The sequence below is a fragment of the Bacillus sp. m3-13 genome (genome assembly GCF_000175075.1).
GTDB classification, from domain to species: domain Bacteria; phylum Bacillota; class Bacilli; order Bacillales; family Bacillaceae_I; genus Sutcliffiella_A; species Sutcliffiella_A horikoshii_C.
In genome coordinates, this window is the sequence record NZ_ACPC01000046.1 from 48,547 (window position 1) to 74,006 (window position 25,460).

The 25,460-nt window shown below is 39.6% G+C and carries 27 protein-coding genes and 1 pseudogene; 23 read left to right on the forward strand and 5 right to left on the reverse strand.

Going from position 1 to position 25,460, the window contains the following annotated elements; translation table 11 throughout:
- Nucleotides 1-34: 34 nt before the first annotated feature.
- Nucleotides 35-682: a C40 family peptidase gene (locus tag M313_RS0118705; protein ID WP_010198806.1), complete on the reverse strand. Its 648-nt coding sequence runs from the start codon at nt 680-682 to the stop codon at nt 35-37.
- 333 nt (nt 683-1,015) lie between these two features.
- On the opposite strand from M313_RS0118705, the pseudogene M313_RS24080 reads away from it, so the two are divergent.
- The 8 genes and pseudogenes from M313_RS24080 to M313_RS0118745 all read left to right on the forward strand — a co-directional run bounded on the left by M313_RS24080 (nt 1,016) and on the right by M313_RS0118745 (nt 5,762).
- A pseudogene (locus M313_RS24080) lies at nt 1,016-1,666 on the forward strand (2OG-Fe(II) oxygenase).
- Between the two features lie 391 nt (nt 1,667-2,057).
- Nucleotides 2,058-2,291 (forward strand): NUDIX domain-containing protein, encoded by a 234-nt coding sequence (locus tag M313_RS26500; protein ID WP_234946587.1) that lies wholly within the window; start codon nt 2,058-2,060, stop codon nt 2,289-2,291.
- A gap of 170 nt (nt 2,292-2,461) precedes the next feature.
- A complete protein-coding gene (locus tag M313_RS0118720; RefSeq protein ID WP_010198819.1) occupies nt 2,462-2,911 on the forward strand; it encodes an NUDIX domain-containing protein in 450 nt (149 codons plus the stop codon).
- 5 nt (nt 2,912-2,916) lie between these two features.
- The gene (locus tag M313_RS0118725; RefSeq protein WP_010198820.1) at nt 2,917-3,309 is read left to right on the forward strand and encodes a nucleoside 2-deoxyribosyltransferase; all 393 of its coding nucleotides are present in this window, start codon (nt 2,917-2,919) and stop codon (nt 3,307-3,309) included.
- A gap of 6 nt (nt 3,310-3,315) precedes the next feature.
- A complete protein-coding gene (locus M313_RS0118730; protein ID WP_010198825.1) occupies nt 3,316-3,774 on the forward strand; it encodes a hypothetical protein in 459 nt (152 codons plus the stop codon).
- A 117-nt stretch (nt 3,775-3,891) separates the two neighbouring features.
- Nucleotides 3,892-4,380 (forward strand): hypothetical protein, encoded by a 489-nt coding sequence (locus tag M313_RS0118735; protein WP_010198826.1) that lies wholly within the window; start codon nt 3,892-3,894, stop codon nt 4,378-4,380.
- 17 nt (nt 4,381-4,397) lie between these two features.
- Entirely contained in the window at nt 4,398-5,078 is a 681-nt protein-coding gene (locus M313_RS0118740; RefSeq protein WP_010198827.1) for a GDSL-type esterase/lipase family protein, read from the forward strand.
- An 87-nt stretch (nt 5,079-5,165) separates the two neighbouring features.
- A complete protein-coding gene (locus M313_RS0118745; RefSeq protein ID WP_010198828.1) occupies nt 5,166-5,762 on the forward strand; it encodes a YdhK family protein in 597 nt (198 codons plus the stop codon).
- A gap of 62 nt (nt 5,763-5,824) precedes the next feature.
- Here the strand turns inward: M313_RS0118745 and M313_RS0118750 are convergent, their stop codons facing one another.
- The gene (locus M313_RS0118750) at nt 5,825-6,160 is read right to left on the reverse strand and encodes a four-helix bundle copper-binding protein (RefSeq protein ID WP_010198829.1); all 336 of its coding nucleotides are present in this window, start codon (nt 6,158-6,160) and stop codon (nt 5,825-5,827) included.
- A 397-nt stretch (nt 6,161-6,557) separates the two neighbouring features.
- Here M313_RS0118750 and M313_RS0118755 point away from each other — a divergent pair, with 397 nt between their 5' ends.
- The 12 genes from M313_RS0118755 (at nt 6,558) to M313_RS0118810 (ending at nt 18,358) form a co-directional block, all read left to right on the forward strand.
- Nucleotides 6,558-10,631, forward strand: a complete 4,074-nt coding sequence (locus M313_RS0118755) for a S8 family serine peptidase (protein ID WP_010198830.1) — start codon at nt 6,558-6,560, stop codon at nt 10,629-10,631.
- Between the two features lie 138 nt (nt 10,632-10,769).
- Nucleotides 10,770-11,240, forward strand: a complete 471-nt coding sequence (locus M313_RS0118760) for a GyrI-like domain-containing protein (protein ID WP_034775146.1) — start codon at nt 10,770-10,772, stop codon at nt 11,238-11,240.
- 13 nt (nt 11,241-11,253) lie between these two features.
- Nucleotides 11,254-11,673 carry a VOC family protein gene (locus M313_RS0118765; protein ID WP_010198834.1) on the forward strand — a complete coding sequence of 140 codons (420 nt, stop codon included), beginning with the start codon at nt 11,254-11,256 and terminating at the stop codon, nt 11,671-11,673.
- Nucleotides 11,674-11,751: 78 nt separating this feature from the next.
- Nucleotides 11,752-12,327 (forward strand): DUF4256 domain-containing protein, encoded by a 576-nt coding sequence (locus M313_RS0118770; RefSeq protein ID WP_010198837.1) that lies wholly within the window; start codon nt 11,752-11,754, stop codon nt 12,325-12,327.
- Nucleotides 12,328-12,469: 142 nt separating this feature from the next.
- Nucleotides 12,470-13,765 carry a DUF2268 domain-containing putative Zn-dependent protease gene (locus M313_RS0118775; RefSeq protein WP_010198840.1) on the forward strand — a complete coding sequence of 432 codons (1,296 nt, stop codon included), beginning with the start codon at nt 12,470-12,472 and terminating at the stop codon, nt 13,763-13,765.
- Nucleotides 13,766-14,003: 238 nt separating this feature from the next.
- Nucleotides 14,004-14,186, forward strand: coding sequence for a DUF4083 domain-containing protein (locus M313_RS0118780; protein ID WP_010198842.1), 183 nt, complete (start codon nt 14,004-14,006; stop codon nt 14,184-14,186).
- 37 nt (nt 14,187-14,223) lie between these two features.
- Nucleotides 14,224-14,721: a GNAT family N-acetyltransferase gene (locus tag M313_RS0118785; protein WP_010198845.1), complete on the forward strand. Its 498-nt coding sequence runs from the start codon at nt 14,224-14,226 to the stop codon at nt 14,719-14,721.
- Between the two features lie 30 nt (nt 14,722-14,751).
- A complete protein-coding gene (locus M313_RS0118790) occupies nt 14,752-15,717 on the forward strand; it encodes a DUF2268 domain-containing putative Zn-dependent protease (RefSeq protein ID WP_010198847.1) in 966 nt (321 codons plus the stop codon).
- A 136-nt stretch (nt 15,718-15,853) separates the two neighbouring features.
- On the forward strand, nt 15,854-16,279 hold the full coding sequence (locus tag M313_RS0118795; RefSeq protein ID WP_010198848.1) for a hypothetical protein: 426 nt from the start codon (nt 15,854-15,856) through the stop codon (nt 16,277-16,279).
- Nucleotides 16,280-16,384: 105 nt separating this feature from the next.
- Complete coding sequence (locus tag M313_RS0118800; protein ID WP_010198849.1) at nt 16,385-17,356, forward strand: alpha/beta fold hydrolase; 972 nt, start codon at nt 16,385-16,387, stop codon at nt 17,354-17,356.
- Between the two features lie 17 nt (nt 17,357-17,373).
- Nucleotides 17,374-18,015, forward strand: a complete 642-nt coding sequence (locus tag M313_RS0118805; protein ID WP_010198854.1) for a hypothetical protein — start codon at nt 17,374-17,376, stop codon at nt 18,013-18,015.
- 115 nt (nt 18,016-18,130) lie between these two features.
- Entirely contained in the window at nt 18,131-18,358 is a 228-nt protein-coding gene (locus M313_RS0118810; RefSeq protein ID WP_010198857.1) for a hypothetical protein, read from the forward strand.
- Between the two features lie 4 nt (nt 18,359-18,362).
- Here the strand turns inward: M313_RS0118810 and M313_RS0118815 are convergent, their stop codons facing one another.
- Nucleotides 18,363-19,082 carry a hypothetical protein gene (locus M313_RS0118815; protein ID WP_010198859.1) on the reverse strand — a complete coding sequence of 240 codons (720 nt, stop codon included), beginning with the start codon at nt 19,080-19,082 and terminating at the stop codon, nt 18,363-18,365.
- Between the two features lie 200 nt (nt 19,083-19,282).
- Here M313_RS0118815 and M313_RS0118820 point away from each other — a divergent pair, with 200 nt between their 5' ends.
- Nucleotides 19,283-20,353, forward strand: a complete 1,071-nt coding sequence (locus tag M313_RS0118820; RefSeq protein WP_010198861.1) for a M14 family zinc carboxypeptidase — start codon at nt 19,283-19,285, stop codon at nt 20,351-20,353.
- Nucleotides 20,354-20,721: 368 nt separating this feature from the next.
- On the opposite strand, the gene M313_RS0118825 is transcribed toward M313_RS0118820, so the two are convergent.
- Complete coding sequence (locus tag M313_RS0118825; protein WP_010198862.1) at nt 20,722-21,471, reverse strand: anti-sigma factor; 750 nt, start codon at nt 21,469-21,471, stop codon at nt 20,722-20,724.
- Nucleotides 21,468-22,022, reverse strand: coding sequence for an RNA polymerase sigma factor (locus M313_RS0118830; RefSeq protein WP_010198865.1), 555 nt, complete (start codon nt 22,020-22,022; stop codon nt 21,468-21,470). The genes M313_RS0118825 and M313_RS0118830 overlap by 4 nt, the downstream gene beginning before the upstream one ends.
- A 218-nt stretch (nt 22,023-22,240) precedes the next feature.
- On the opposite strand from M313_RS0118830, the gene glcT reads away from it, so the two are divergent.
- On the forward strand, nt 22,241-23,071 hold the full coding sequence (gene glcT / locus M313_RS0118835; RefSeq protein ID WP_010198866.1) for a glucose PTS transporter transcription antiterminator GlcT: 831 nt from the start codon (nt 22,241-22,243) through the stop codon (nt 23,069-23,071).
- Between the two features lie 335 nt (nt 23,072-23,406).
- Nucleotides 23,407-25,449 (forward strand): glucose-specific PTS transporter subunit IIBC, encoded by a 2,043-nt coding sequence (ptsG, locus tag M313_RS0118840; RefSeq protein WP_010198867.1) that lies wholly within the window; start codon nt 23,407-23,409, stop codon nt 25,447-25,449.
- The last annotated feature ends 11 nt before the right edge of the window (nt 25,450-25,460 follow it).

A 25,460-nucleotide genomic window follows, 5' to 3' on the forward strand; every position in this document is an offset into this window, starting at 1 on the left:
AAACACACGAGATAGCAAACTCGTGTGTTTTTGGTTAGTAACTTTTCGCACCAATATATTTGTCTTTCCAGTAGGAACTTCCGATTTCACTTATTTTAACGCCTTCTGTAGATGATGCGTGGATAAACTCCCCACTACCGATATAGAGTCCTGCATGACTCGGTCCGTTTCCTTCAATATCAAAGAAAACAATATCACCAACAGCTGGAGACTCGACATTGGTTCCTGCTGCATAAATGTCTTTAACCGTTCGTGGTAGGTCTTTATTGTCTGCTTCATCAAATATATAATTTAAGTAACCACTGCAGTCAAAGCCTTCTTCAGGTGTTTCCCCACCCCACTGGTAAGGTGTCCCCTCATACTTCTTTGCAACTTCAACGATATTTGCCTCGTTACTTTCAATCCCAAGGGCTTCAAATGTTTCCTCTCCGGCAATACCATTCACCGTGATTCCATTATCAGCCTGAAATTTTTTCACGGCATCTGTTGTATATTCTCCATAATAGGTAGTGGTTTCTGAATAACCGAAATATCCTTTATCGTCCAGGACTTTTTGTAGTTCTTTTACATCTTCATGATACATTCCAGGTTTGAGCGTTTGATCTCCAAGCTCCGCATGACCTATCACCGGATTGAACGCCAATACACCTGCTAATGCTAATCCTGCTGTTAATCTTTTCAAACTATCATCCCCTTATTTATGTAATCTGACCTGTCCCATACTAACAGGCGCAGATGACAGCGAGGTTTTAAGGGAGTTACACACCGATAACAATTACTGTGGTGGAATGTAATATTTGCTACTATTTCAAACGTAGTTTAGATTATTCCCATCAAATAATGATAGTAAAAAATCTCTCCACAGTGTAAAATTATCTCAAATCAATTCCATTTAATTTATGTTAACAGGGAGAAATGCCCGCAAATAGAATGCAGTTGACTGTAGTTGCAAATAGTTCAGGTTATTTTTTCGGAATATTAATAATACTATAAAAGAGGTTGATGTTAGTTGACGATGGATACAAGAGATTTAACTGGTAAGGAACAGACTATTTTCCCTCATGTTGGCAATAAAATAAAAACAGAAGATAGAGAGATTGCGATTATTGCCCGAATGGAAGAGCCGCTTGTCGTTGTGCTTGCAAATGTACTTAGCGATGAGGAATGTGATGCGCTTATTCGACTGTCCAAGGATAAGATGAAGCGTTCGAAAGTTTCTAATGGCCTTGAAGTGGATGCGATTAGGACAAGCAGCAGTACTTTTTTCCATGAAGGCGAAAATGAGCTTGTTGCTAGGATTGAAAAAAGAGTTTCGCAGATTATGAATGTCCCTGTGGAACACGGAGAAGGCTTGCAAATCCTAAACTATCAAGTTGGACAAGAATACAAGGCTCACTTTGATTTTTTTCAAGTCTTCCAGTAAGCCAGTTAGCAATCCACGAATCAGCACACTTGTCATGTACCTAAACGATGTGGAAGAAGGCGGAGAAACGTATTTTCCTAAGGTGAAATTTTCCGTTTCCCCACAAAAGGGAATGGCTGTATACTTCGAGTATTTCTACGATGACCAAGAAACTGAATGAATTGACCTTACATGGTGGATCTCCTGTTGTAGTGGGTGATAAATGGGCGGGCAACGCAGTGGATGAGAAGGAAGAAGTACTAGATTCGGGACGCTAATCTCTTGGGAGGTTGGCGTTGTTTCATTTACATATGTAAATGTGACTAAAAAGAGGGTTCAGAAACAACGCCTTCTACAAAATACTGTCGGTTTTTGCAACGAATACTGTCCAAAACTCACCAAATACTGTCGGGAAATTTAAAATACTGTCCAAAACACCATAAATACTGTCGGAAATCACTAAAATACATGCCGTTCGACAAAATCTCTAAAAATCCGACACTCCCTCCTGAAAACTTATCCCTCGACCAATACGTCATATACATAAATAGAAAAGGGCTGATACTGAAATGGATTACATAAAACACCTAAGATCAATGGTAGGCAGCGAAAAAGTAAATTATGGTGGTTGCCGGAGCATTTGTTTTTGACGCAGATGGAAAGCTGCTCCTCCAACAACGTACAGATAATGCACAGTGGGGGGCTACCTGGCGGCTTCATGGAGCTTGGAGAGAACATAACTGATGCCGCAAGAAGAGAAGTACAAGAAGAGACCGGTCTCCATTTAGAACAACTTGAGCTTTTCGGAATTTACTCAGGTCCAGAGTATGATAAGACCTTCGCTAATGGAGATCAGGTATCGTTAGTGCAAGTACTTTTTACTTTGTAAGCAATTTAGCGGAAAACTAGTTACCAGTAATATCGAGTCACTAAAAAAACGAATATTTCCATCTACATAGTTTGGCAGGAAATATTTTTACCGAGCATCGAGTATTCATTGAGGATCTTCTGACAAAACAGAGCCGACCTATTGTTAAATAAAGGAGAGGTGGAAACTGAATGCCGATATCAAATTATTACCGTAAGTTACGTGAAAAAGTGGGGAGCGACCTTCTGCTTCTCCCCAGTGTTGCAGCAGTAATAAAAAACGAAAAATTGGAAATATTGTTTCAGTATCCTAGAAACAGTGATTACTGGAGTTTACCAGCGGGTGCCATTGAACCTGGAGAGTCTCCAGCTGAAGCAGTAGTAAGGGAAGTATGGGAAGAGACAGGGCTCGAGGTAGAGCCGACCAGCGTAATTGGTGTTTTTGGTGGGAAGGAATTTCGCCACACCTATGCAAATGGAGATCAAGTGGTATATCAAGTAACAGTATATGAATGCAAAATTGTCAGGGGTACCTTGGATGCGGTGGATGGAGAGTCGGAGATATTAAAGTATTTTAAAGAAGACAACATTCCGAAGCTCGCGTTGCCTTATCCAGATTGGGTTTTTAAAAAGAAGGAGTGAAATGAATGCAAAAATTCTACATAGCATCAAGCTTCAGCAATATAGAAAAAGTGAGAGAAGTAAGTAGCCTTCTTAAAAATAGAGGCTTCACCCAAACCTATGATTGGACCCGAAACGAGCGGGCCAACACTCTAGAAGACCTAAAGGTAATCGGGTCGAAGGAACTTTCAGCCGTGCTAGAAGCAGACTTTCTCATTGTCTTACTGCCTGCCGGAAAAGGCAGTCATATAGAATTCGGTATTGCCCTTGGTCAAGGAAAGAAAATATATTTGTTTTCAGAGAATGATGATATAGATAACTTTGAAACGACCAGCACATTTTATCATCTAGACAACGTCGAGAAGATCATGGGTGCAATTGAAGACCTTGTGAAGAGAGTGAGTCTAGAAAAGGAGTGAACCAACATGCAAGATTTTATCATTATTCTCGTTATTCTCAGCATTACTGCAAGCCCAATCTTGTACTTTCGGATAGGGAAAAAGAAGATTGGCTATCTAAATCTTTTTACAGTTGGTCTTTTTTTGGTGACTTGGGGAACGGGCTTATGGATGGGAATTGAGTTTGATTGGAATATCATTATCATCTTCTGGTTTCCTTCTTTAATCATATCTACTCTACTTTTATTAGTGGCAGCTAGTTATATTTTCTATAAGGTAGCGCCGAATATAAACAGGGTTCTTTTACCGCTTATTATTCTTGTCGTGATGGCTATAAGTTACCATCTAAACAGGTATGTAATAGTTTTTGATGTGTCACTATTTTTCGACATCATCCTTGTATATCTAACCCCTATGTTTCTCTTCACCATTTTAATAATCGGTGCTTTCCAATACGACCGAGGAGTGGGCAGGCAACAAACATAACCTATCCCACTATAAATTTCCATAAATACGACACATCTCCCAGCAACCCTACTATATTTAATTTAGTAAAATTAGGATATAAAGATAAATCCTAACATGCGAAAAGAGGAGATGTGGTTGGAGACTAAGCTGAATTCTAACAAGTTTTTATTCTATTTTTTCGGTGGATATTTATTCTTGATTGTTGCACTTATCTTTTTTTCTTCATCTGCAGATATTTCCGGTGGAGGTAGCACGGAAGATATTGTGCAGTCTTTTGAAAAGGGAATGGCCCACACGGAGAAAGTGAATGAGGAGAAAGCGGAAAAAGAGCCGTTATGGGATGTGCCGAACCATATCGCTGCACCAATCCTTATCATGGCATCCATCCTCGATATTGTCATCATCCTACTTTGGGCGCGTAACGAGAACAGAAAGAGAGAGGCCCAAGAAGCTGGTATCATTCCGGTGAAGAAAAGATGGACTGACAGCAAGTGGTTCTGGCATATCATAGCATTTGGAATTGTGCAGCCGAAAAATGGTAGAATAGTTGTCAATTGGCGCAATTTAGTGGCAGCTTTTGTACTGCTAACTGTATTGAAATTTGCTATTTTAGACCAACTGTAAAAGCGGAGGTATCTTCTATGAAAATCGCATGCATCGGTGACAGTTTAACAGAGGGGAAACCAGGTGTTTCCTTCTTTAATATGTTAAAAAGGAAATACCCTGACATAAAGTTCGTCAACCTTGGAAAGGGTGGGGAAACGGTTAAAAGTTTACATACAAGACTGAGCAAGAACAAATTAGATCAAGATTATGATCTTGCCTTTCTATGGATTGGAGTCAATGATATCTACTCTAAACTTTTAAAAGTACAAGCTCAACCAATCACGAGAAATTCAGAAGAGTTCCGGGAAATCTATGAACAGGTGCTAGAGTTAGTATCTCAATCATCTAAAGAAGTTGTGGCTGTGTCACCTGCTGTAATCGGAGAAAACATCAACTCTTCTAACAGAGGATTGCTTAACCTTTCTATGATTATAAAAGAAATTTCAAAAGAGCATAAAAATATTACATTTATTGATTTGCATCAGGCATTTACAGAGCAGTTAGAAACCTTACATACTTCTGATTACCTCAGTACCGGGTTAGGCAGACTAGTGAAAGATGTATTCTTTTACAGAAATCCGAAGCGAGTAGACCGGTTGGCAGCAGAGAGAGGGCTGCATTTGACTATTGATGGTGTCCACCTGAACAGTAAGGGTGCAAATATTGTGGTGGAAAAATATAGTCGGATAATAGAAGGGCTCCAACCTAATAACTAGAAACATTAAGAGGATGTGCTCTCTCCATATTTTCTGCAAACCTTTTGGGTACACTACTTATATAGAACTCCAAGGAGGTTAATTTACATGAAAAAAAGTAAGCTATTAGGAACCCTGACCATGGCTGCGGCCATCATATTATCCGGTTGTGCAGCAGTGGAAAATGAAGTGGAAGCGCCAAATAATAATCAAGCAAATAATGCAGAAGAAGAATCCCACGATGGTGGACACGGAGATCACTCCGGCATGGATATGTCCGGTTCGGGTGAGGTTCCTGAAGGATTGAAAGAAAAAGAAAATCCAACTTTTGAAGTAGGAAGCACGGCTACGATTACTGACGCGCACATGCCAGGTATGGAAGGTGCGGAAGCGACGATTGTCGGAGCCTATGAAACAACTGTTTATTCTATTTCTTATGACCCGACTGACGGAGGAGACAGAGTGGAAGACCATAAGTGGATCATCCATGAAGAAGTGAAAGATGCCCAAGAAGAGCCCTATCAAGTTGGCGACAAAGTAGAAGTGGATGCCGACCATATGGAAGGCATGCAAGGTGCTACGGCAACCATTGACTCTGCTGAAGAAACAACGGTTTATATGGTGGACTTTACCCTCACTGACAGTGGCGAAGAAGTGACGAACCATAAATGGGTAACAGAGAGTGAGTTGTCAAAAGAAGAATAGGAATTGAAAAAAGCTTGGAAGCAGAGAGAAGTGGTTGTCTCTATTTCCAAGCTTTTTATATATTAGTGGCTAATCATTTCCCTGCAAGCCGCCGCACAACGTCTACATGCTTCCGCACATTTCTGGCAGTGATCATGAGTATGCTTCCTGCACTCCTCTGCACATGCCTCGCATATTTCTGCACACAAGCTGCAAATCTGCTCCATAAACGGGCTGCCAGATTGGATTGCTCTTGCTGCAAGTGCACAAATATCCGAGCATTCCCTATCTAAGCGGATGCAGGCGGCCATCATGTTCACATCTTCCTCATTCAAACATGCATCAAAGCAGGTGTTACACGCCTCCATACATGCGAGACATTCCTCTAAACATTTTTGGTGCTGTTCATTACTTAACATAATAAAAACTCCTTTCAAAAGTAGTGTCCGTATTTGTTTACCCGTCAAATTAGGATAATAACTTAATAGGAGAAACTCCTAAGAATCTGCAAGGTTTTAAACATTAGAAAGTTAATAAACCCCAACTGAAAATAGGTATTTAGGTTGTATTTTGATAATGAGTTTAAAAGTTTTATTGTAATAGTCTCTATTAATGAGATTTTTGTAGTTCAAAAGTCTAGGTTTTGACCTCTATAATACCCCAATCTACCTTAGTTTGTTTCTATGCTAGAATATCCATGGAATGCACATAACTAAATATTCAAAATTCAAATAAGGAGGGGAAATACCTGTTAAATACTAGCTTCATACAACACATCACTTATTCATTATAAGGTAGAAAGTAGGGGGAGATTAAATGGTTACAACTATAAAAAAAGTAACATTCGTGCTCTTAGCAATACTATTATTAGTTTCACCTTTTCACTCGGTTCTTCCTGCAAATGCAGTTGATAAAGAGTTTAATGCAAAGAATATGCTTTCCTCTTTAACAACGGAGCAACGAAAGGCGCTTCATCAACTTGAAACATCTGAACAAACGGGCTTGCATCTAGATCCTTCTGTAGATTTAAATGGAGATGATTCCTTAAATGTTATTGTGCAGTTTAAGGAGCTGCCAGCTGAAACAGCAGTGAATACGAGTGAGAGAACTTTAGATCTTGCTAATGCAAAAAAGAATGTTGAGGCTTCCCATGCTCAATTTAAAAAAGATGTTGCAGCTTTACAGAAAAAATCCAAGAGTAAGTCTGATACTCTAGTTATTCAACATGAATATAAACATGCTTTCAATGGGGTTTCCATGAAGGTTACATCGGATCAAGTGGAAACCTTATTGGAATCTCAAGCAGTAAAAGCAATTTGGAGTGATAAGGAAATACAGGTCATTTCTCCAATAGAAGTTGAAAAAAATGCGGAAGAATTGATTACTTCTTCTTCATCTCAAACTTTACATGAAAACGGCTTTACCGGAGAAGGAGTTAAAGTAGCCGTAATTGACACAGGAATTGATTACAATCATCCAGATTTGAAAGATGCATATAAAGGTGGATACGATTTCGTAGATAACGATGATGATCCAATGGAAACCACTTACGAGGATTGGAAGCAATCGGGTATGGTGGAAGTTTATGCAGGGAATACCTATTATACCGCTCATGGTACTCATGTTGCTGGAATCATTGCTGGTCAAGGCACCAATGAAACAGAATACGCCGTAACAGGTATTTCCCCTGGGGTGGATTTATACGGTTACCGTGTACTTGGTCCTTACGGAAGTGGTATGGCAAGTCATATTATCGCAGCGATAGATCAATCAGTTCAAGACGAGATGGATATTATTAATCTATCACTAGGGGCAAACATCAATGATCCTTTTTACCCTACATCCATTGCAGTAAATAACGCAGTGCTGGCAGGAGTAACAACCGTTGTTGCTGCAGGGAATGCAGGAAGTGAGATGAGAACCCTTAACTCTCCCGGAACTTCCACACTAGCAATTACCGTTGGAGCAAACAACACCTCTATCACAGTCCCTACTTTCAACGGGACAATTGCTGGCTCAAATGCTTCTTCATTGGGCTTGCGTTTAATGGCCACAAACATAGAGAAGCCTGTTGATTTACTAGAAGGAGAAACACTTTCGATTGTTGATGGGGGTATAGGACAAAATATCGATTATGTGGGGAAGAATGTGGAGGGTAAAGTAGTTCTGATTTCAAGAGGTGTCACATCTTTTGATCAGAAAATCATTCTTGCAAAAAATAAAGGAGCAAAGGCTATCCTCTTGTATAATAATGACGAGAATCAAGGTCATATCCCTCATTATTTAGGGGAGACAATTACCTTTATCCCAACTTTCTCTTTAAAAAAATCAGAAGGAGAAGCCGTAAAGGACTTGCTCTCTAATAAAGAATTAACTATCACCCTAAACCGTGCAGGAGAGTTTACTTTAGAAGGTGGATACTTAACGAATTTCAGTTCTCGCGGACCTTCCAGGCTGAATTATGAAATCAAACCGGAAGTGACGGCTCCTGGTGAGCAGATTCTTTCTACCATTCCGGCATATATTAATGGGAAAAATTATTTAGAAAACTATGATCTTGCTTATAAGCGTTATTCTGGTACATCCATGGCTTCCCCTTATGTTGCAGGTGTAGCAGCATTATTAATGGAGAAAAATGATCAATATACTCCTGAACAAATCAAGACTATTTTAATGAACTCTGCAAATCCATTAAACGCTCAATACAGCGTATTTGAAGCAGGTAGTGGTCAGGTGGATCCGCTTGAAGCATTAACCACTAAAGTAGAAATTATGGTGGATAACCCGGCTGTTTCTATATTGGATGGAGAAGCAACAGAAATCCGTTCTAAATCAGGGGCACTTAATTTCGGCCCATTGTTACTGGAGGGAACAAATGGTTCTGTATCGAGGGAAGTATCGATTAAGAACAACGATAATAGACCAAAAACTTTCGAAATGAAAGCAGAATTTCAAGTAGGAATACAAGGTTCTAAGGATGCAAAGGCGAACAAAGTAGTTTTACAACACGATAAGGTAGTGACCACTCCAGGGGATAAAGTCAAAACCACTTCATTAAAAATGAATGTCCCTGCTAATGCTGAACCAGGTGTATATGAAGGATACGTAACATTGGAAAATAAGAAGTACTCCAATGAAAAATACCGTATTCCGTTTGCCCTAGTAGTAGTAGAGGAAGGACTTCATTACATGAATACAGATCCAAAAGCTATCACCAGGAACTTTGAATTCTTTTACCCTTTTGTTCCCTACACAACAGGGGTATCTTTCCGAACTAAATCTGTCATAAAAACGCTAGATTTTATCTTACTTGACGGAAAAACAGAGGAAGAAATAGGTTTCTTGGGACAACTATCAACTTCAGGTCTTTTGGAAGAAACAGATTATTATGTCTCTAATGTTTTTGATGGCAGCTACTTCCCATTTACCGGGAATCCAGAGGAACCAATCTCTTCACAAAGACTTTATGTGAATCATGGACCGGGGCATTACAAAGTAAAAATGATTGCAACTGATAAGAATGGGAAGACATATACATTGACGGATCACACTTTTATAGATTATACAGGACCTGAATTTTTAACTGACATAGAAGAAGGTGTCATTGAATACGAAGCAGGATCAACTTCCTATCGATTAAAAGGTAGTCTTATTGATCAAACTTATGAGTCCTATAAAGCATTGGGAGTTGAGATTGATCAATCACAAAACTTCATTATGGAGAAATACAACAGCTCATCATTCACTAATGGCTTCTATGTAAATCCAGATGGAAGCTTTGAATACCATATGCCAATCAACCCTAGCTTGAAAAATTCAAAAATTGATTTCCAAGCTTATAATTCAACAGGTGTTGGAGGAGATGTTAAATCCTTCACTCTGGTAGAAAAAGGAACTCCATACATGTATGGTTCATTAGCTGAAAAGCAAGTCCGAAGTGGAGATACAGTGGTATTGACTCTAAATGCCAAAACTATGTCGGATGCAAATGCAATCAGCACAAACTTCAACTATGATCATCGATACATTGAAATACTTGATGTGAAAGCTCATGAAGAACTTCAAGCTCTTGGAGAAACAGACATTACCAAATCAATTTCGACAGTGAATTCGACCACATCGAGGTTGGGAGTCAATGTTAAATTGTCAGAGGGTAGTTTCTCAGGCGATACTGCTGTAGCAAAGCTGACAATAAAGGTTAAAGATGATAACTATGCTCTTTATACTTTCTTCAACAACTCTCAAGCTAGTTATATGGATCTAGAGGAGCAATCCATAAACATGATTTCTACAATCGATCATGTTCGGATTAAACCAAGCTACTCCAAAATTTCAGGAAGTATTGCACCACCAAAGGCGCTACAACAAGAAGGCAGACCTAGTTGGAGACCAGGATTGAATGCCTCTAACATTGGAGCGGAAGTATATGTAGTGGATCAGGAAGGAAATAGACATGATGCTGCTATTAATACATCTAGTCAACTTTATGTGGAGAAGCTTCCTCTTACTTTAAAAGAAATGCAATTTATCGCAAAAATTCCAGGACACTTCACTTCTTATCAGGAATTCCGAGTGGGCTTTCCAGATGATACAGGAAAAGTGGTAGGACAATGGTATTCTGGAATAAGCGTAGGAGAGCTTACCCCAGGAGATGTTAATGAAGACGGGGTAATAGATATCCATGACGCACTTCTAATAGAAGAACAGTGGGGTACCAATTATCGCGCTGCTGATATTAACTTTGACCAAGTGGTTAATGCTACAGACCTACAGTTTGTATTGGACAATTATTTGATGGTTAATGCATCGGCAAGTGAGACACCTGTACCAGCTAAAGAACACAATGGAAGAACAATAGAAGATATTTACGAAGAATTGAATTCTAACTAAATTAATCAAAAGGGCTGTGGATGAAAAAATTCCTCCACAGCCCTTTTTGACTATGTATGGAAAAGATGGATTGTATTTACCGTTAAAATTTGAAATAATCAGAAATATAAAGCGGAAAAGGAGTGGACTGTATTGAAGGTGAAAAGGATTAAAGAACCAGTGGTTAAAAATCTGGAGGAACTCAAATTAACAGGGTTCCGGGTAGTATGTGCAGGTGAAGAGTATGCAGTCGAAATACCGAAAGCTTCCAAACTATTAGAATCACGGCTGTCTGAAATTAAAAACGTAAAGAATAAAGATATTCAGTTTGGGGCCTTCATTGTGGATACTAACTCAGAAGAGGAAGATGGATACTGGGTGACGGTCGAAGTGGAGGAGTTTGAAGGTACTCCTGAGGAAATGGTCACGCTAACAATTCCTGCACAAAGGTATGCATCAGCAAAGCATGAGGGTCCAAACATAGGCATTTTTAACGCATATGAAGAATTACATAACTGGGCTGCAGACCAAGGGTACAAAAGACTTAAAGACAAATGGCATGTCGAGAAATTCAAGTCTTGGGATGATCCCAATAATCTAGTAGTGGAATTATTAGATACGATTGAATAAAGGAGGAAGTTAAATGAATGAGAAACTATGGAGAGTGGGAACGACATATATTCCCGTTACAGATGTTGATGCTTCTGCTGATTGGTATGTCAGCAAGTTGGGAGCGGAATTGAGTTATCACGATCAGGATAAAGCAATTGTTAATCTCGCAGATCAAAGTCTGTTTCTTGTAAAAGCGAAAGAAGGTCAAACCTCGAATTTTATTGATGCAAACGGAAAGGTACGATTCTCTTTAACTTTTGAAGTCGATGGTTTAGGAGCACTGGAGAAAATGCACCATGATTTCATCAAGCAAGGGATTAAAGTAGGCGAAATAGAAAACAGAGGCCACACTGGAAGAAATTTTGTGTTTGAAGATCTTGATGGAAATAAATTTGATGTGTGGAGCGAGTTGAGTATGAAGTTTAAAGAAAAGTATTTTAACAGACTCTAACGATTCAAGACAATTTTTCTAACGGGTTTCATTAAGGGTATAATGTATATTACAACCTATATACAGGAGTGAACTCAAATGACAAATCATACTACTAGTGAAAAGAATCTATCACCCGAACAAACAGAAGAACTAATTTCCGTATTAAAGAAACGGTTTGAGAAAAACATACAACGCCATGAAGGGATCGAATGGGATAAAGTTCAGGCGAAGTTGGAAAATAATCCAGAAAAACTTTGGTCCCTCTCAGAAATGGAACGTACTGAAGGGGAACCAGATGTCATTGGTTATGATAAGGAAAAGGATGAGTTTCTATTTTGTGATTGCTCTAAAGAGAGTCCTAAAGGACGCAGAAGTGTGTGTTACGATCGCGCAGCACTAGAGGCAAGAAAAAAGTTTAAGCCTGAAAATAGTGCAATGGATATGAGCAATGAAATGGGAATTGAAATGTTGACTGAAGAGCAATATCGAGAGTTACAAAAGTTTGGAGAGTTCGATTTAAAAACATCCAGCTGGGTGCAAACACCGGAAGAAATTAGAAAGCTTGGCGGTGCATTATTCTGTGATCGTCGCTTTAATCACGTTTTCGTGTACCACAATGGAGCTGACTCCTACTATGGTGCACGAGGGTTTCGTGGAATATTAAGGGTATAAATATATTTTATATAGACGTAGAAGGTACACATTCTTCTGCGTCTTTTCTTTTAATATGAAAATTGGAAACTTTTCTAGCTTTTAATCGTATTTAAACAAGAGCGAATAAACAGTTATATGGTAAGGAGGCATTTTATAATAATTGAAAACAGTAGTCAGCAAGATATTAATAGTAGTAATTATCCCAATACTTTTTGTCCTCTGGTTTCATCATCATAAAGTTATTAATGAGGAATATACTAAACTAACAATTAAAATGCCAAATGAAGGCGTGACTGTCATTGATGAGAAGGAACGCATTGAAGAAATCATTGATGCCATTAATGAAAGTCCACGAAGTTTCGGTGCAGAAAAACCCTGGTATAACTATGAGCTCGCTAGCCTTATTTTCGAAAATGAAAGTGGAGATAGCAAGGCGCTTCATTATATGACGGAGAACCAAAATATCAAAATAAGATTTGGTGAGATTGATACGGATCTAGTGTTTGAGGAAGAGGACTTTCAAGAGAGCGAAAATGTATCAGCAGCTGTGAGTGAAGAAGTTCAAGAAAAAGTGATATTAGAACATGGTACCGTGGAAACATATAGCATCAATGGGCAAACGTTTGAAATTATTCCTTATCATCAACCTTATTTAGACTTTATGGAAGAGCTTGAAGCGAAAAAAGGTAACCGGGCGGATTTGTTTTCAGCCCATGTCGTTAAGCCTTTTAGTAAAGAAATCTATGGGTATGAATATTCTTCCAGGGATGACCCCTTCTACGTTCCACCAGTTAATACGGATATCCTTAGAGAGATGATTGTACAGCTGGATGATCAGTATGTGGAGATTAGTAGATTTATTAAAGAGGGGTTAGCGGACTCTACCGCTTTACTGACTGGAAGCGAAAAGGTCAGAATCTATCTTCAGCCTCACAGTCCGGATTTCAATTACTTAGAAATGGGTGGGGTTGTGGCCTTTGCCGCAGATAAAGATGTGATGGTTCTGCAAATCGATCCGCGAAAGTACACGGAAAAAAGTATTAAACAAACTATTGCACACGAATTCCACCATGTAGTAACCATGGAAGTTTCCGACTGGTCTTATCGTAAACACCATCTCTTGGACCGGGTAATCATGGAAGGGAAGGCAGACACTTTTGGAAAACTGGTGTACCCGGACTATGATGTTGCGTGGATTGAACCTCTAAGTCCTGAAGCGAAGGAAAAAGTTTGGAGTTTCATTGAAGAAAATAAGGGTTCGTATGAAATGGAAGATGTGACGATGCTACATATGGGACAGCCATCATCTGGCATTCCTAAATGGTCTAACTACAGAATCGGCTATCTAATTATGGAAGATTTTTTGGAAAAGAATCCAGAAATCACTCTGGAGCAATGGACCGAAATGAGAGCGGATGAGATATTGGAGTTAAGTGGGTTTGGAGTGGGAGACTAAAGGAAACTTACTTTTTGGCAGTGAATCAAGACACGAATTGTTCCATTGAAAGGGAAAACGGTAAGAGAGAGGGCCTCTCTACGCCCGAAAAGTTGAAATGAAAGTGAAAACGGTAACAGAGAGGCCATCTCAAGACCCGAAGCATCGCTATGAAAACAAGAACGGTAACAGAGGGGCCTTCTCAAGACCCGAAAAGCTCAAATGTAAGTCAAAACGGTAACAGAAGGAGGGAATTTGAATGGGCGATGCGATTTTTCAATTTGTTGTATTTGGACTTATTATACTTGGTAGTCTATCTTTCACTCTATTTATCCGAAGGCTGCTTATTAATGCATCTTACAAAAATCAAAGATTAAAAAACATCGAGCAAAAGTTAGACATTATTATAGAGAATATGGAGAAAGTAGATTCATCTAATTAAATTACATATTGATGTTGTTCAAAGGAGAGAACTCACAATGGAAATAAGAAAGCTAACCCCAACTGATGCAGAAAACTATAGAACCATTAGGTTGGAGGCATTGAAAAATAAACCGGAAGCATTCAGCTCCAGTTATGAAGATGAAATAGATTATTCAGTTGAAAAATATAGAGGAAGATTTAACAATGACCACACCTACACCTTTGGAGCTTTTAAAGGAGATAATCTGGTCGGTACGGTGACCTTAATATGTGAGACAAAGAAGAAAATCAAGCATAGAGCTACTATAGTAGCCATGTATGTGAAGCCTGATCAAAGAAAATTAGGCGTTGGAAAAGCTCTTATGAATGAAGCAATAAACAAGGCCAAAGATTTAAAGGAGATTGAACAAATCTACCTCGCAGTGACAGCGGGCAATGAATTTGCAAAGCGGTTATATACATCATTGGGTTTTGTTACATACGGAGTAGATAGAAATGGTTTGAAGATCGAAGACACCTATTTTGACGAAGAATTGATGGTGTTGGAGCTCTAATTCTAATAAGGGGAGAACAGGGGGTAGTAAATGAGGATTATTCTTTTAATAAGTTTGTTGATTCTTGCGGGATGTGAGAGTGGACCAAAAGAGGAGACAGTAGAGAAGGAAAAAGAAATAGTTCTGACAAATAATAGTGTTGAAACTTTTTCAATCAATAGCCAGGAATTTGAAATTCATCCGTGGTATGGATATTATGTTGAGTATTTGAACGAGGAATATAGCTCAGCTGAAGCAAGGAGTGACAATTTCCAGAAGGTTGTTGGAAACCCTTTGAGTAATGAAGTATTGGGATATGATTATGGTTACCAGAATAGCATATACTTTAAGCCACCTTATAATAGAAACAAACTAAAAGATTATATTGTGAAATTGGATGAACGTCATAAAGAAATTGTAGAAGTAATTAAAGAAGCTTTGACTGATTCAACCTCCCTTCTTTCTGGTGGAAATTATAATATATATCTGGCCCCGTTTAATTCTGACGTGGATACGGAAGAGTTTCATGGGGTTACAGGATTTGCCGAAAAGAATGCGATGATTCTCATGCTGGATCCATATAATATGACAGAGAAAAGCATTAAAGAGCTTATTGCCCATGAATATCATCACTTAGTGTACATGGAAATCTCTGAATATAACACACGTACGGCTCATCTTTTAGAAAAAGTTGTTATGGAAGGGAAGGCGGAAACTTTCACCAAAATTCTCTATCCCGATTATGAAGCGCATTGGATAGAGCGGTTGAGTAATGATGAAAGAGATAGAGTCTGGAGCTTCATGGATGAGAACAAATACTCCGTTAGTGAGGAGGATTACAGTGTGCTCCACAATGGGAGCATTTCTAAAGAGCTTCCTAGTTGGTCCAATTATAGAATGGGCTATCAAATAATGCAGGAGTATTTAGAGAAAAATCCTGATTTGCCGGTAGAAGAATGGACTGTTTTAAAAGCGGTAGAGATTATAGACGAATTAGAATTTGCGAGTATTGAATAATTAAATTAGTAGAACTTGTCTCACCATGAGATAAGTTTTTTTTATTTTAATTCAAAATATATTTATTGAATATCAATAAATAATCTGATATCATACTGTTAATTAATGTAAAAGTTTTGAAGAGGGGGATGAGGAATTGAAACAAACGATATTGATATCATTTATTCTAATATTATTTTTATCAGGCTGTAATCGATATGCAGTAGCCGATATTCCAGCGAAAGGGACTTTTCATTTGTCTCTAATTAATAACACTGATATTGATGTCTACGGATATGAGGTCAGATATTCCCAAGAAGGAACACGCAGAGGTGGAAGCGGTGGAGGGCAATATGCCGATAACTCAAAGATAAAAAAGGGGGATACGTTCACGCTGGACTTTAATCATGTCAATTTTCTCCCGGATAAAGAGGTTAGCTTTGAAATCACTGTCTTTACAGGAAAGCATCAATCCGAAAAAGTAACTTTAAGTTCTCCTGTTACCACCATGGTTTCGAATTTGGCAAGTACCTACTATGTGGAGATACTTGGAGAAAATAAGGAAGAGTTAAATATAAATTAAATGATGAATTTCGAGTCGTGAATTGGAAAAAACTGTGGAACTAAATTAGTGTTCATTTCGTATAGTTAATGAATGTAATTTTCATAAAAGAAAGTAGAGGAAAAGATGAACACTAAGAAGAAATTCAGTTTCCGCAAAGCAATAAAATATATATCGGTATCATTAGTAAGTTTGGTGGTTCTGTGGGTTGCGTCTCATCAAATAATGGTTCTTTTCGAAAAGAACAAGTATGAAGCTACTGGGCAACTGGTGGAAGTGGGTGGTAACAGTTTACATGTTCACGTGGAAGGGGAAGGACCAAACACTATCATTCTACTTCCTGGATTGGGAACGTCAGCGCCCGTGCTAGATTTTGAACCACTTATGAATGAGTTGAGCAAGAGTAATAGAGTGGTAGTCGTGGAGCCATTTGGTTATGGGTGGAGCGAGAAGACAGAAAAGGATAGAACGGTAGAAAATATGGTAGAAGAAGTAAGGACGGCACTTAAAGAAGCAAGCATTGAAGGCCCGTATATTCTGATGCCGCACTCTATTGGCGGAATTTATAGTATGTACTATGCAAATACATATCCAGAAGAAGTTGAGGCTATTGTCGGAATTGATCCAACACTTCCGGCTGCGGTTGATTATTTTGATGTACCTGTTCCTACTATGCCAGGTTTCCTTAGGGCTGTAGCTCCGAGTGGTATTGCAAGGATAGTGATAGCGGGAAATGAAGAGGATTTTTTACCACTGGCAGCAGAAGGGACATACTCACCTGCTAACCTAGAAATAACGAAAACTTTAACTGTCTGGAATGGCTACAATAAAAATATCATCATGGAAGCAAATGAGATTAGTAATAATATCGCTAAAACGATTAACATGTCTTTTCCGGTCGATATACCTGTAATGATTTTTACACCTAAGGAAGAAAAGACAAACCCTGCCGGGAAATCTACCATCACCTTTTATAAAGAACAATTAGAGAATGTAGAGAAAAATAAAATTGTTCCACTCGAAGGTCATCATTATTTACATTGGACAAATGCAGAAGAGATGAGTAAGCAACTTGGGGAATTTATTAGCGAAAGTTAAAAAATGGGGGTATTAAAATGGCCAAACAGATAAAGTGGCTGGTAATTGGATCAATAGCAATTGTCTTAGTATTTTCCCTTTTTACTTTTACCTTGTTTAAAGAATCCCGAGGTTATACACAGTATCATTCCGAGTCATTAATGAATGATACCTCCAGGCTGATAGGAAGCTTTCAAAGAAAACAAGAAGTCCTTCAGCAAATTATCCAAACAAGGACTTTGACACAAACTCAAGTAGAACTTATTAGTGAAGACAACTATACTCTTATAAACTATTATGAAGACTATAATCGCTTGGCAATGAACCTGGATCGATACGAAAATAAAGGATATTCCATCGTAGACGCGGCCTTTGTAACAGAAGCAGTCTTTAACCGTAAGATAGCCGAAATTCAAGGAACAGATCAAGTGAAGGTCAAACTGGACAATGAGTTTCTTGAAAAAGTAGAGTTTTTGGAGGCGTTTAATGAACGTTGTCTTAATACTTTAGGAAAACATGTGCGGGGATTCGTGATTACAGATACTTCTGTGGAGCCGACGGAGGAGAGGGAAGAATTAAGCGAAAATGGGATAAATGAAGATTTTTGGGTGGAAATTCTGAAGCGCATGGATAGAGAGGCTTTTGAAAAACAGAGGGATTTGGAGATGTTGGTAGATTAAACAAAGCTTTGGATTAACCGCTTGGTAAAATTTATTCCAAGCGTTTTTTTTCGTTCTTAATTAACATAACAATAAGAAGACAAACTTTCAAAATTAAGAGCAAGGGGTGGTTTATTTGAAAAATATGTCTAGTACCTTGAGTTTCTTAGGGCTAATCGCAACAGCGTTAGGCATTCTTCCACTTTTTGAACCTTTACCGAATAATAGAGTGTCAGGACATGAATACTTTTGGGGAAACATCATCTACTTAGCTCATGAAGGGCAAGGGTGGTTCTTGGCTTTGGGTACTCTGATGTTGCTAATGGGGTTGTTTTTGTCTGGGCAATCAAAGAATAAGGTATAACCCCTTAGTTTTCTGACTTAAATTCTGCGAAAGTTAACTTTCTTGCGACATACTCTTTTCCATCCCATTCGTATCGCACTTTTATATTGCCAATTATTCCGCCTTTAACACTATCGTCGCGTAAAATAAATACAGGGATAGTGGCATATAGCTTATCACCTTCAATAAAATAGTCAACAAGTTCAATACTTAAATAGGGTGTTCTCGGATTGACATAACTAAATTTAGAAATGTCGATTGTATGATTCATTCCGTCGACTTGGATACTGACTTTATTTTCTATTTGTTTTATAGCGACCTTATTTATAATGACCGAACTAATAGATTCCATGGGAGCCTCTTTATACCGGCGATCGGGATCTTGAAACTGATTTAGGATATGTATGTCCTTTAGAGGCTGGTCTATCGCAGCTTTTTCATTGTTCAACATAATAATGATGTCATCCAGCATATCGTCATTAATATCTGCTTTTGCCACGTAAGGATCATATTTTCCATGGTACCAGTCAGGGAAATTATAAACGTACTGTCCCATGTCACCGATCTGCACAGTGAAGTTATCGTATTCCATCCAGTTTTTCTTGTCTGCAATCAAGTAAACAGTTTGATGCCACACATCGGAAGGAATGCTTGATAGGACTACACGTTCAGATGCTAAAGAAGTATTGGCACCAGTGAAAAGAGCCGATAAAATGATCCCCGTATTTAATATATGTCTTCTCATTTCTTTCACCTCTATAGTTAGAATTCCCAACATAAAGAAATTCACTAAAAGCTTGCATAAGTATATCTGCCCATTTCTTTCCATCTATTTATTGTCTGAATGTGTAGAAAGAAAGGAGTTTATCCTCATTTACAGATTATTCAATAAACTCTAGTATAAAATGTGTAGGGTCACTAAATATCTGAATTGAGGAGGAAATTATGAAAAAGATCAGTAAAACGGTATTAGCGTTATCTTTAACAGGTGTTATGACAATCGGTACGTTAACAACAGGAACTCTTCCAACAAGTGCTGTTGGAAATGGTCCCAACTATAACGGCAATGAGTCTATCCAAACCTCCATCCTTACTACATATGACGAGTTGGTAGAATACTTACACAAACAAGAAGCAAAACAGCAGGCGATGGAGCTTGAGGTTATTGGTGAAACAGTAAAAGACCGTGATATTTACATGGCCAAATATATTAGAAACGAGGACAATCCAACCATTCTGTTTTTGACTCAGCAACATGGAAATGAGCAGCTGACAACAGAGGGTGCGTTGGAATTTATTAAGCATCTTGGAACCGGGAAAAATCAATCGGTATTGGATCATGTCAATATCCTTGTGATACCAATGTTGAATGCAGACGGCGCAATGGGTGATGTGAACTTTTCTACAGATAATTACATTGCAGACGGAGACCGTCATTTGACGCGGGCAAATGCAAATAACTTTGATTTAAACCGTGAGCATGACAAAGCGGTAGAAGCGATGCAACCTGAAGCAGCGGCACTTCATACAAATGTGTTGGAGAAGTATGACATTGACTACTTGATTGATTTACATCATCAAGGAACACAAAGTGAACGTGATGGGAAGCTGGTTTCCGGATCTATTTTACATCCGACTAGCCCTAATGTTGATCCTGCAGTAGTGGAGCAGTCCAAGCAGTTGGGTGCAGTAGTGTTCCATGAGATTGAGTCAAAAGGCTGGGGGCATCTTGGCAAGTACAGGGGTGGAAATACGGATAACATTGGCCGAAATGGAATTGCTTCGAGATATGATATCGCGACATTATTGTTTGAAATGCGAGGAATGTCCGACCATACAAATCCAACCGCCGTTCTTGGTCAGAAGAGTAATGGATATCTGATCAAGCAGACGGTGAATACGCTTGATTCTACTGTGAGAGCCATTGCTGATGGATCTATTAATAGTGTTGATACAAGCTTTTGGGATACGCTACCTTTCCAGAATTCAAGACAAGGTGAGGAAAGCGACGAATAAATATAAACAAAAGAAAAGCTCGGGGTGGTACTCCGAGCTTTTTCTTTGTGATCTTGACCGATAAAGACCTGAGTTTCAAAATTTTTGGGTAACAGGAGTCTTCATAATGGTAATGAAGACCGGAGTTTCAAAATTTTTGGGTAACAGGAGTCTTCATAGAGCTTATGAAGACCGGAGTTCAAAGATTTTTAAGCATTAGGTGTCTTCATCACCGTCATGAAGACATCAGTGCTAAGATTATTGGGTGACAGGAGTCTTCATAAAGCTTATGAAGACCGGAGTTTCAAAATTTTTAGTTGATTGATGTCTTCATCAACGTCATGATGACATTAGTACTAAGATTATCTGGTAACAGAGGTCTTCATCAATCACAACCCCGCCGAAAGATGAATCTCCCCTTCAGGCAATTCATTCCCACTCTGAGGTTCCAACGTAATCGCAATGGTATCCCAATCTTCCAAAGCAGTCTGTTCGATGTTATGGAACACATATCCTTTACCTTGATTATCAATAGTAAAGTCGCCAGCCGGTATTGGTGCACCATCCTTCAATAGCCATACCTGGTACACTTCGTTTCCACTAAGCTCAGGTAAGTTCTGCGTTTGGATCATGACAGATAGTGCTTGCTCTTGTTGGAAAAGTGCTGCAAACCCGCTGCTGGCAACATCTGAAGGCTGCAACGTTACTACATTATCAGGTTGTTTCAGTTCTTCAGCAGCCAAGTCATTTCCTTCAGCATTTTGCATCATCAAGTAGCCGTTTCCAATTAAAGAAAGCAAAAGAGATGCGGCAAGCAACGTCGTCAGCCAGGGTTTTGATTTTGGTGCTTCTTTTGCAACGAGTGTTTTGGTTTCATTATTAGAAGGGATCGGTGTAACAATATTTCCTTCTGAATTAACATTTTCAGCAAATACATTATCCAAAATTCGATTCTTCATTTCTGGTGGGGGTGAGGCCTGCTCTGACACAAGGGCAACATCTCCTAACAGATCTTGAAGTTCCATTAATTCTTCCTGACATTCGGGACAGGTGGCTAAGTGCTGTTCGAATTCTTCTCTCTCTGTTTGCGTTAGGTGGCCATTGAAATAGTCCAACACTAACTCACATTTCTGACTCATATACTCCCCCTCCTATCTGCAAGCAACGGTTTCAGTTTCTTCAGCGCCAGCCGTATCCTTCCCTTTACAGTCCCAAGCGGTATGCCGGTCAAATCCGCTATTTTCTGCTGGGTATAGCCTTTAAAATACATATAATGAACCATCTTCTTTTGGTCATCAGATAAGGTGGAGACCGCCTCTCTGATGACACTTTGCTCTTCTTTCCACTCTGTTTCTTTTTCGGTGGAGTCGTTAGATTGCAGAAATGGTTCCACATCTTCTATCGGGGCACTTTGTGTTCGTTGCTGCTTACGAATAATATCCAAGGCTTTATTACGGGCGATGGTGAACAGCCATGATCGAAACTTCCCTTTTGACTCGTCATAGATTCCTGTTCCCTGCCAAATTTTAATAAAGACATCCTGCATCGCTTCTTCGGCAGTGTCGTGGTCATTGGTTATTTTCAATAAAAAAGAATACAAGATCTTTTCGTACCTGTCGTACAGTTCTTCCAGAGCGGTTTTATCTTTTTTCCTGATCCGCTCATACAGAAGAGAGTCCTTATTCTGCATAGGTTTTCTCCTTTTTTATGTGATTATCTTCATTATATCTTTATTTGTCGGTTTAAAAGAAGAAATAAGGTTTTCCTACTTTCTTAACGTTGGAAAATGGATTATGGATCAGTGTTTATCACGACGGAACCATTTGGAAAATTTGCTCGCTTGACTCTGCCTCCTCCGTAGCGTACTTTAGTATATATTGCAGTTTTAGATACACCGGAGGAATGGCCATGCGTGTAAAGAAAGTCTTGAATAACAATGTGTTGATTGCTGCCCACCCGGAGTACAATGAAGTGATCCTGACAGGAAAAGGAATTGGCTTTGGGAAACGTACCGGTGAGGATATTTCCGTCGAGAGTGCGGAAAAGTTCTTTGTGCTTCGTGACCAGGAAGAGCAGCAACAATATAAACAGTTACTTAGTTATGTCGATGAGTCATTCATCGGTCTGATGAATGAATGTATAGAGCGAATTGAAAAAAGGTTTGAGGTAAGGTTGAATGAACATATCCATGTCGGTTTGACGGATCATCTTTATTTTGCCGTAAAAAGAATTCAACAGGGACTGGATATAAAAAATCCCTTCCTGACGGAGACGGAACTCGCCTACCCTAAAGAATATACGGTGGCACTTGAAATCGTCGAGTGGTTAAATGAGAAGCTTGGGATCTCGGTACCAGTAGGAGAGGTAGGTTTCATTACATTGCATATCCATAGTGCGTTAACCAACCGTGAGTTGTCTGAGGTTAACAAACATACACAGTTGATCAGCAGAATGGTGGATGTGATAGAGGAATCCCTGAAAATGTCCGTTGACCGCACTGATGTGAACTATCTGAGACTCATTCGTCATTTTCACGCGTCAATTGAAAGGGTGCAAAAAGACGAGAACCGGCCAGAAAATCAGGAAGCGCTCGCAAAAGTGTTGCAAGCCGAATATCCTGTGTGCTACAATCTAGCTTGGAAATTGATAAAAATTATGCAGCAGAACTTACACAAGCCAGTCCCAGATGCTGAGGCGGTATACCTGACCCTACATTTGCAAAGGCTTGCAAAACAATAAATATCCAAAACACTTTTTTCACGTGTTACTGGTCATGCAGGCATGAGCGGAAGAAAGCGTAAACGAAGAAACACGGTAGAAGTCTATCTACCTTTCCTTCGTGTACCTTTTCTTTTCACTCATGCCTTTTTGTTGTTGTTTTAGAGTTTAAGTGACTAGTTGATTGCAGTGGAAGGTGCTTGACTCCTGCGGAAGGAAGGGACAGGGGAGACCCCACAGGCGAAGCCTAGGAGGCTCCCGGACCGCCCGCGGAAAGCAAGCACCTGCAACGGAAATCAACGGCTAAACTTAAAAAAGTCCTGCCAAGCATATAAAAATATCTAGGAGGAACACATATGTTTAAGAAATCATTCGGTTTACTGCAACGTATCGGGAAAGCCCTCATGCTTCCTGTTGCATTGCTACCGGCAGCAGGAATCCTGCTTGCATTCGGTAATGCCATGCAAAACCCGAACTTAACAAGCCGCCTCGGCTTTCTAGAGGCAGACTCACTTGTGCTACTGGCACAAATTATGGAACAGGCGGGAAGCATCGTATTCTCCAACCTGCCACTACTCTTCGCCATTGGGGTAGCCATTGGACTTGCTGGAGGAGACGGGGTTGCCGGTCTTGCAGCAATGATCGGTTACTTAATTATGAACGTTACGATGAGTGTTATCAGTGGAGTTACCGCTGACCAGGTTGGAAGTGACCCTGCGCTTGCGAATGTTTTAGGAATTCCGACCCTTCAAACCGGGGTGTTCGGGGGTATCATAGCCGGGGTGCTCGGTGCCTATATGTACAATAAATTTTACAATATCGAATTGCCATCCTACTTAGGATTCTTTGCCGGTAAGCGTTTCGTACCGATTGTAACGGCAGCTTCCGCACTTGTGCTTGGGGTGGTCATGAACTTCATCTGGCCGTTCGCGCAAGATGGACTAAATACATTCTCTTACTTTATGACAGAATCAAACCGTACGTTGGCAGCATTTATTTTTGGTGTCATAGAACGTGGATTGATTCCATTTGGCTTGCATCATATTTTCTATTCTCCATTCTGGTTTGAATTTGGTTCTTATACAAATGCTGCAGGAGAATTGGTTCGCGGTGATCAACGTATTTTCATGGAGCAGGTGAAAGACGGTGCCGAGCTTACGGCAGGAACGTTCATGACGGGTAAATTCCCATTCATGATGTTCGGTCTTCCAGCAGCAGCGCTAGCAATCTATCACTGCGCACGTCCAGAAAACAAAAAATTTGTAGCAGGTATCATGGGTTCTGCTGCATTAACATCTTTCTTAACAGGCATCACAGAACCACTTGAGTTTAGTTTCTTATTTGTAGCACCAGTATTATTCGGAATTCACGCAGTGTTTGCAGGACTTTCTTTCATGGTCATGCATATTTTAGATGTAAAAATCGGAATGACATTCTCCGGTGGTGTCATTGACTACATTCTATTTGGTATCCTTCCAAATGCAACAGCATGGTGGTTGGTAATTCCTGTTGGACTAGTATTCTCCGTTATCTACTACTTCGGATTCCGTTTTGCGATCAAGAAGTTTAACTTGATGACTCCAGGTCGTGAGGAAAAAACAGAGGAAGCGGAAGCTGGTACTGGTTCCGTTGATGAACTGCCATTCGGAGTACTAGAAGCACTTGGCGGAAGAGAAAACCTTACAAACCTTGACGCTTGTATCACTCGTCTTCGTGTAAGTGTAAAAGATGTGGAGCAAGTAGATAAAGAGCGATTGAAAAAGTTAGGTGCTGCGGGCGTTATGCAAATTGACCGCAACATCCAAGCAATTTTCGGACCACGTTCTGAAACGATTAAAGGACAGATCCAAGATATCTTGAGTGGAAAAACTCCAGTGAAGCAAGAAGTGGCGGCAACTTCTGAAACTGAATCAGCGGATGCTGGTGCAGTTGCTACTTCACCTTCAGCAGAGTTTGACGTAGTTATGCCGATGACTGGTAAACTACTACCTATTACTGAAGTTCCTGATAAGATTTTCTCACAAAAAATGATGGGTGACGGTTTTGCCATTGAACCAACGGACGGCAAAGTGGTTTCACCTGTTGCAGGTAAAATCGTGAACCTGTTCCCGACAAAACATGCAATCGGCATCGAAACGGCTGACGGACGCGAAGTCCTTGTGCATGTGGGAATCGACACAGTTAACTTAAAAGGAAAAGGTTTTGAAAGTTTAGTAGAACAAGGCGACACAGTGGAGCAAGGACAAGCGTTACTGAACGTAGACCTGCGCATTGTGTCAGAAGAAGCGACATCCATCATCACACCTATAATATTTACAAACTTGGCTGCTGGTGAAGCAGTTGAAATTAAGGATGGTAGTGTAAGAGTTGGGGAAAAGGGTCGCGTAACTATTTCATAAATTGAAAAATG

Excerpts from the sequence above, each read along its gene's own strand:
- M313_RS26500 (WP_234946587.1), top strand. The coding sequence starts at position 2,058 with ATGGAAAGCTGCTCCTCCAACAACGTACAGATAATGCACAGTGGGGGG.
- M313_RS0118720 (WP_010198819.1), top strand. The coding sequence starts at position 2,462 with ATGCCGATATCAAATTATTACCGTAAGTTACGTGAAAAAGTGGGGAGC.
- M313_RS0118725 (WP_010198820.1), top strand. The coding sequence starts at position 2,917 with ATGCAAAAATTCTACATAGCATCAAGCTTCAGCAATATAGAAAAAGTG.
- M313_RS0118730 (WP_010198825.1), top strand. The coding sequence starts at position 3,316 with ATGCAAGATTTTATCATTATTCTCGTTATTCTCAGCATTACTGCAAGC.
- M313_RS0118740 (WP_010198827.1), top strand. The coding sequence starts at position 4,398 with ATGAAAATCGCATGCATCGGTGACAGTTTAACAGAGGGGAAACCAGGT.
- M313_RS0118745 (WP_010198828.1), top strand. The coding sequence starts at position 5,166 with ATGAAAAAAAGTAAGCTATTAGGAACCCTGACCATGGCTGCGGCCATC.
- M313_RS0118750 (WP_010198829.1), bottom strand. The coding sequence starts at position 6,160 with ATGTTAAGTAATGAACAGCACCAAAAATGTTTAGAGGAATGTCTCGCA.
- M313_RS0118755 (WP_010198830.1), top strand. The coding sequence starts at position 6,558 with ATGGTTACAACTATAAAAAAAGTAACATTCGTGCTCTTAGCAATACTA.
- M313_RS0118765 (WP_010198834.1), top strand. The coding sequence starts at position 11,254 with ATGAATGAGAAACTATGGAGAGTGGGAACGACATATATTCCCGTTACA.
- M313_RS0118770 (WP_010198837.1), top strand. The coding sequence starts at position 11,752 with ATGACAAATCATACTACTAGTGAAAAGAATCTATCACCCGAACAAACA.
- M313_RS0118780 (WP_010198842.1), top strand. The coding sequence starts at position 14,004 with ATGGGCGATGCGATTTTTCAATTTGTTGTATTTGGACTTATTATACTT.
- M313_RS0118785 (WP_010198845.1), top strand. The coding sequence starts at position 14,224 with ATGGAAATAAGAAAGCTAACCCCAACTGATGCAGAAAACTATAGAACC.
- M313_RS0118790 (WP_010198847.1), top strand. The coding sequence starts at position 14,752 with ATGAGGATTATTCTTTTAATAAGTTTGTTGATTCTTGCGGGATGTGAG.
- M313_RS0118800 (WP_010198849.1), top strand. The coding sequence starts at position 16,385 with ATGAACACTAAGAAGAAATTCAGTTTCCGCAAAGCAATAAAATATATA.
- M313_RS0118805 (WP_010198854.1), top strand. The coding sequence starts at position 17,374 with ATGGCCAAACAGATAAAGTGGCTGGTAATTGGATCAATAGCAATTGTC.
- M313_RS0118815 (WP_010198859.1), bottom strand. The coding sequence starts at position 19,082 with ATGAGAAGACATATATTAAATACGGGGATCATTTTATCGGCTCTTTTC.
- M313_RS0118820 (WP_010198861.1), top strand. The coding sequence starts at position 19,283 with ATGAAAAAGATCAGTAAAACGGTATTAGCGTTATCTTTAACAGGTGTT.
- M313_RS0118825 (WP_010198862.1), bottom strand. The coding sequence starts at position 21,471 with ATGAGTCAGAAATGTGAGTTAGTGTTGGACTATTTCAATGGCCACCTA.
- M313_RS0118830 (WP_010198865.1), bottom strand. The coding sequence starts at position 22,022 with ATGCAGAATAAGGACTCTCTTCTGTATGAGCGGATCAGGAAAAAAGAT.
- glcT (WP_010198866.1), top strand. The coding sequence starts at position 22,241 with ATGCGTGTAAAGAAAGTCTTGAATAACAATGTGTTGATTGCTGCCCAC.
- ptsG (WP_010198867.1), top strand. The coding sequence starts at position 23,407 with ATGTTTAAGAAATCATTCGGTTTACTGCAACGTATCGGGAAAGCCCTC.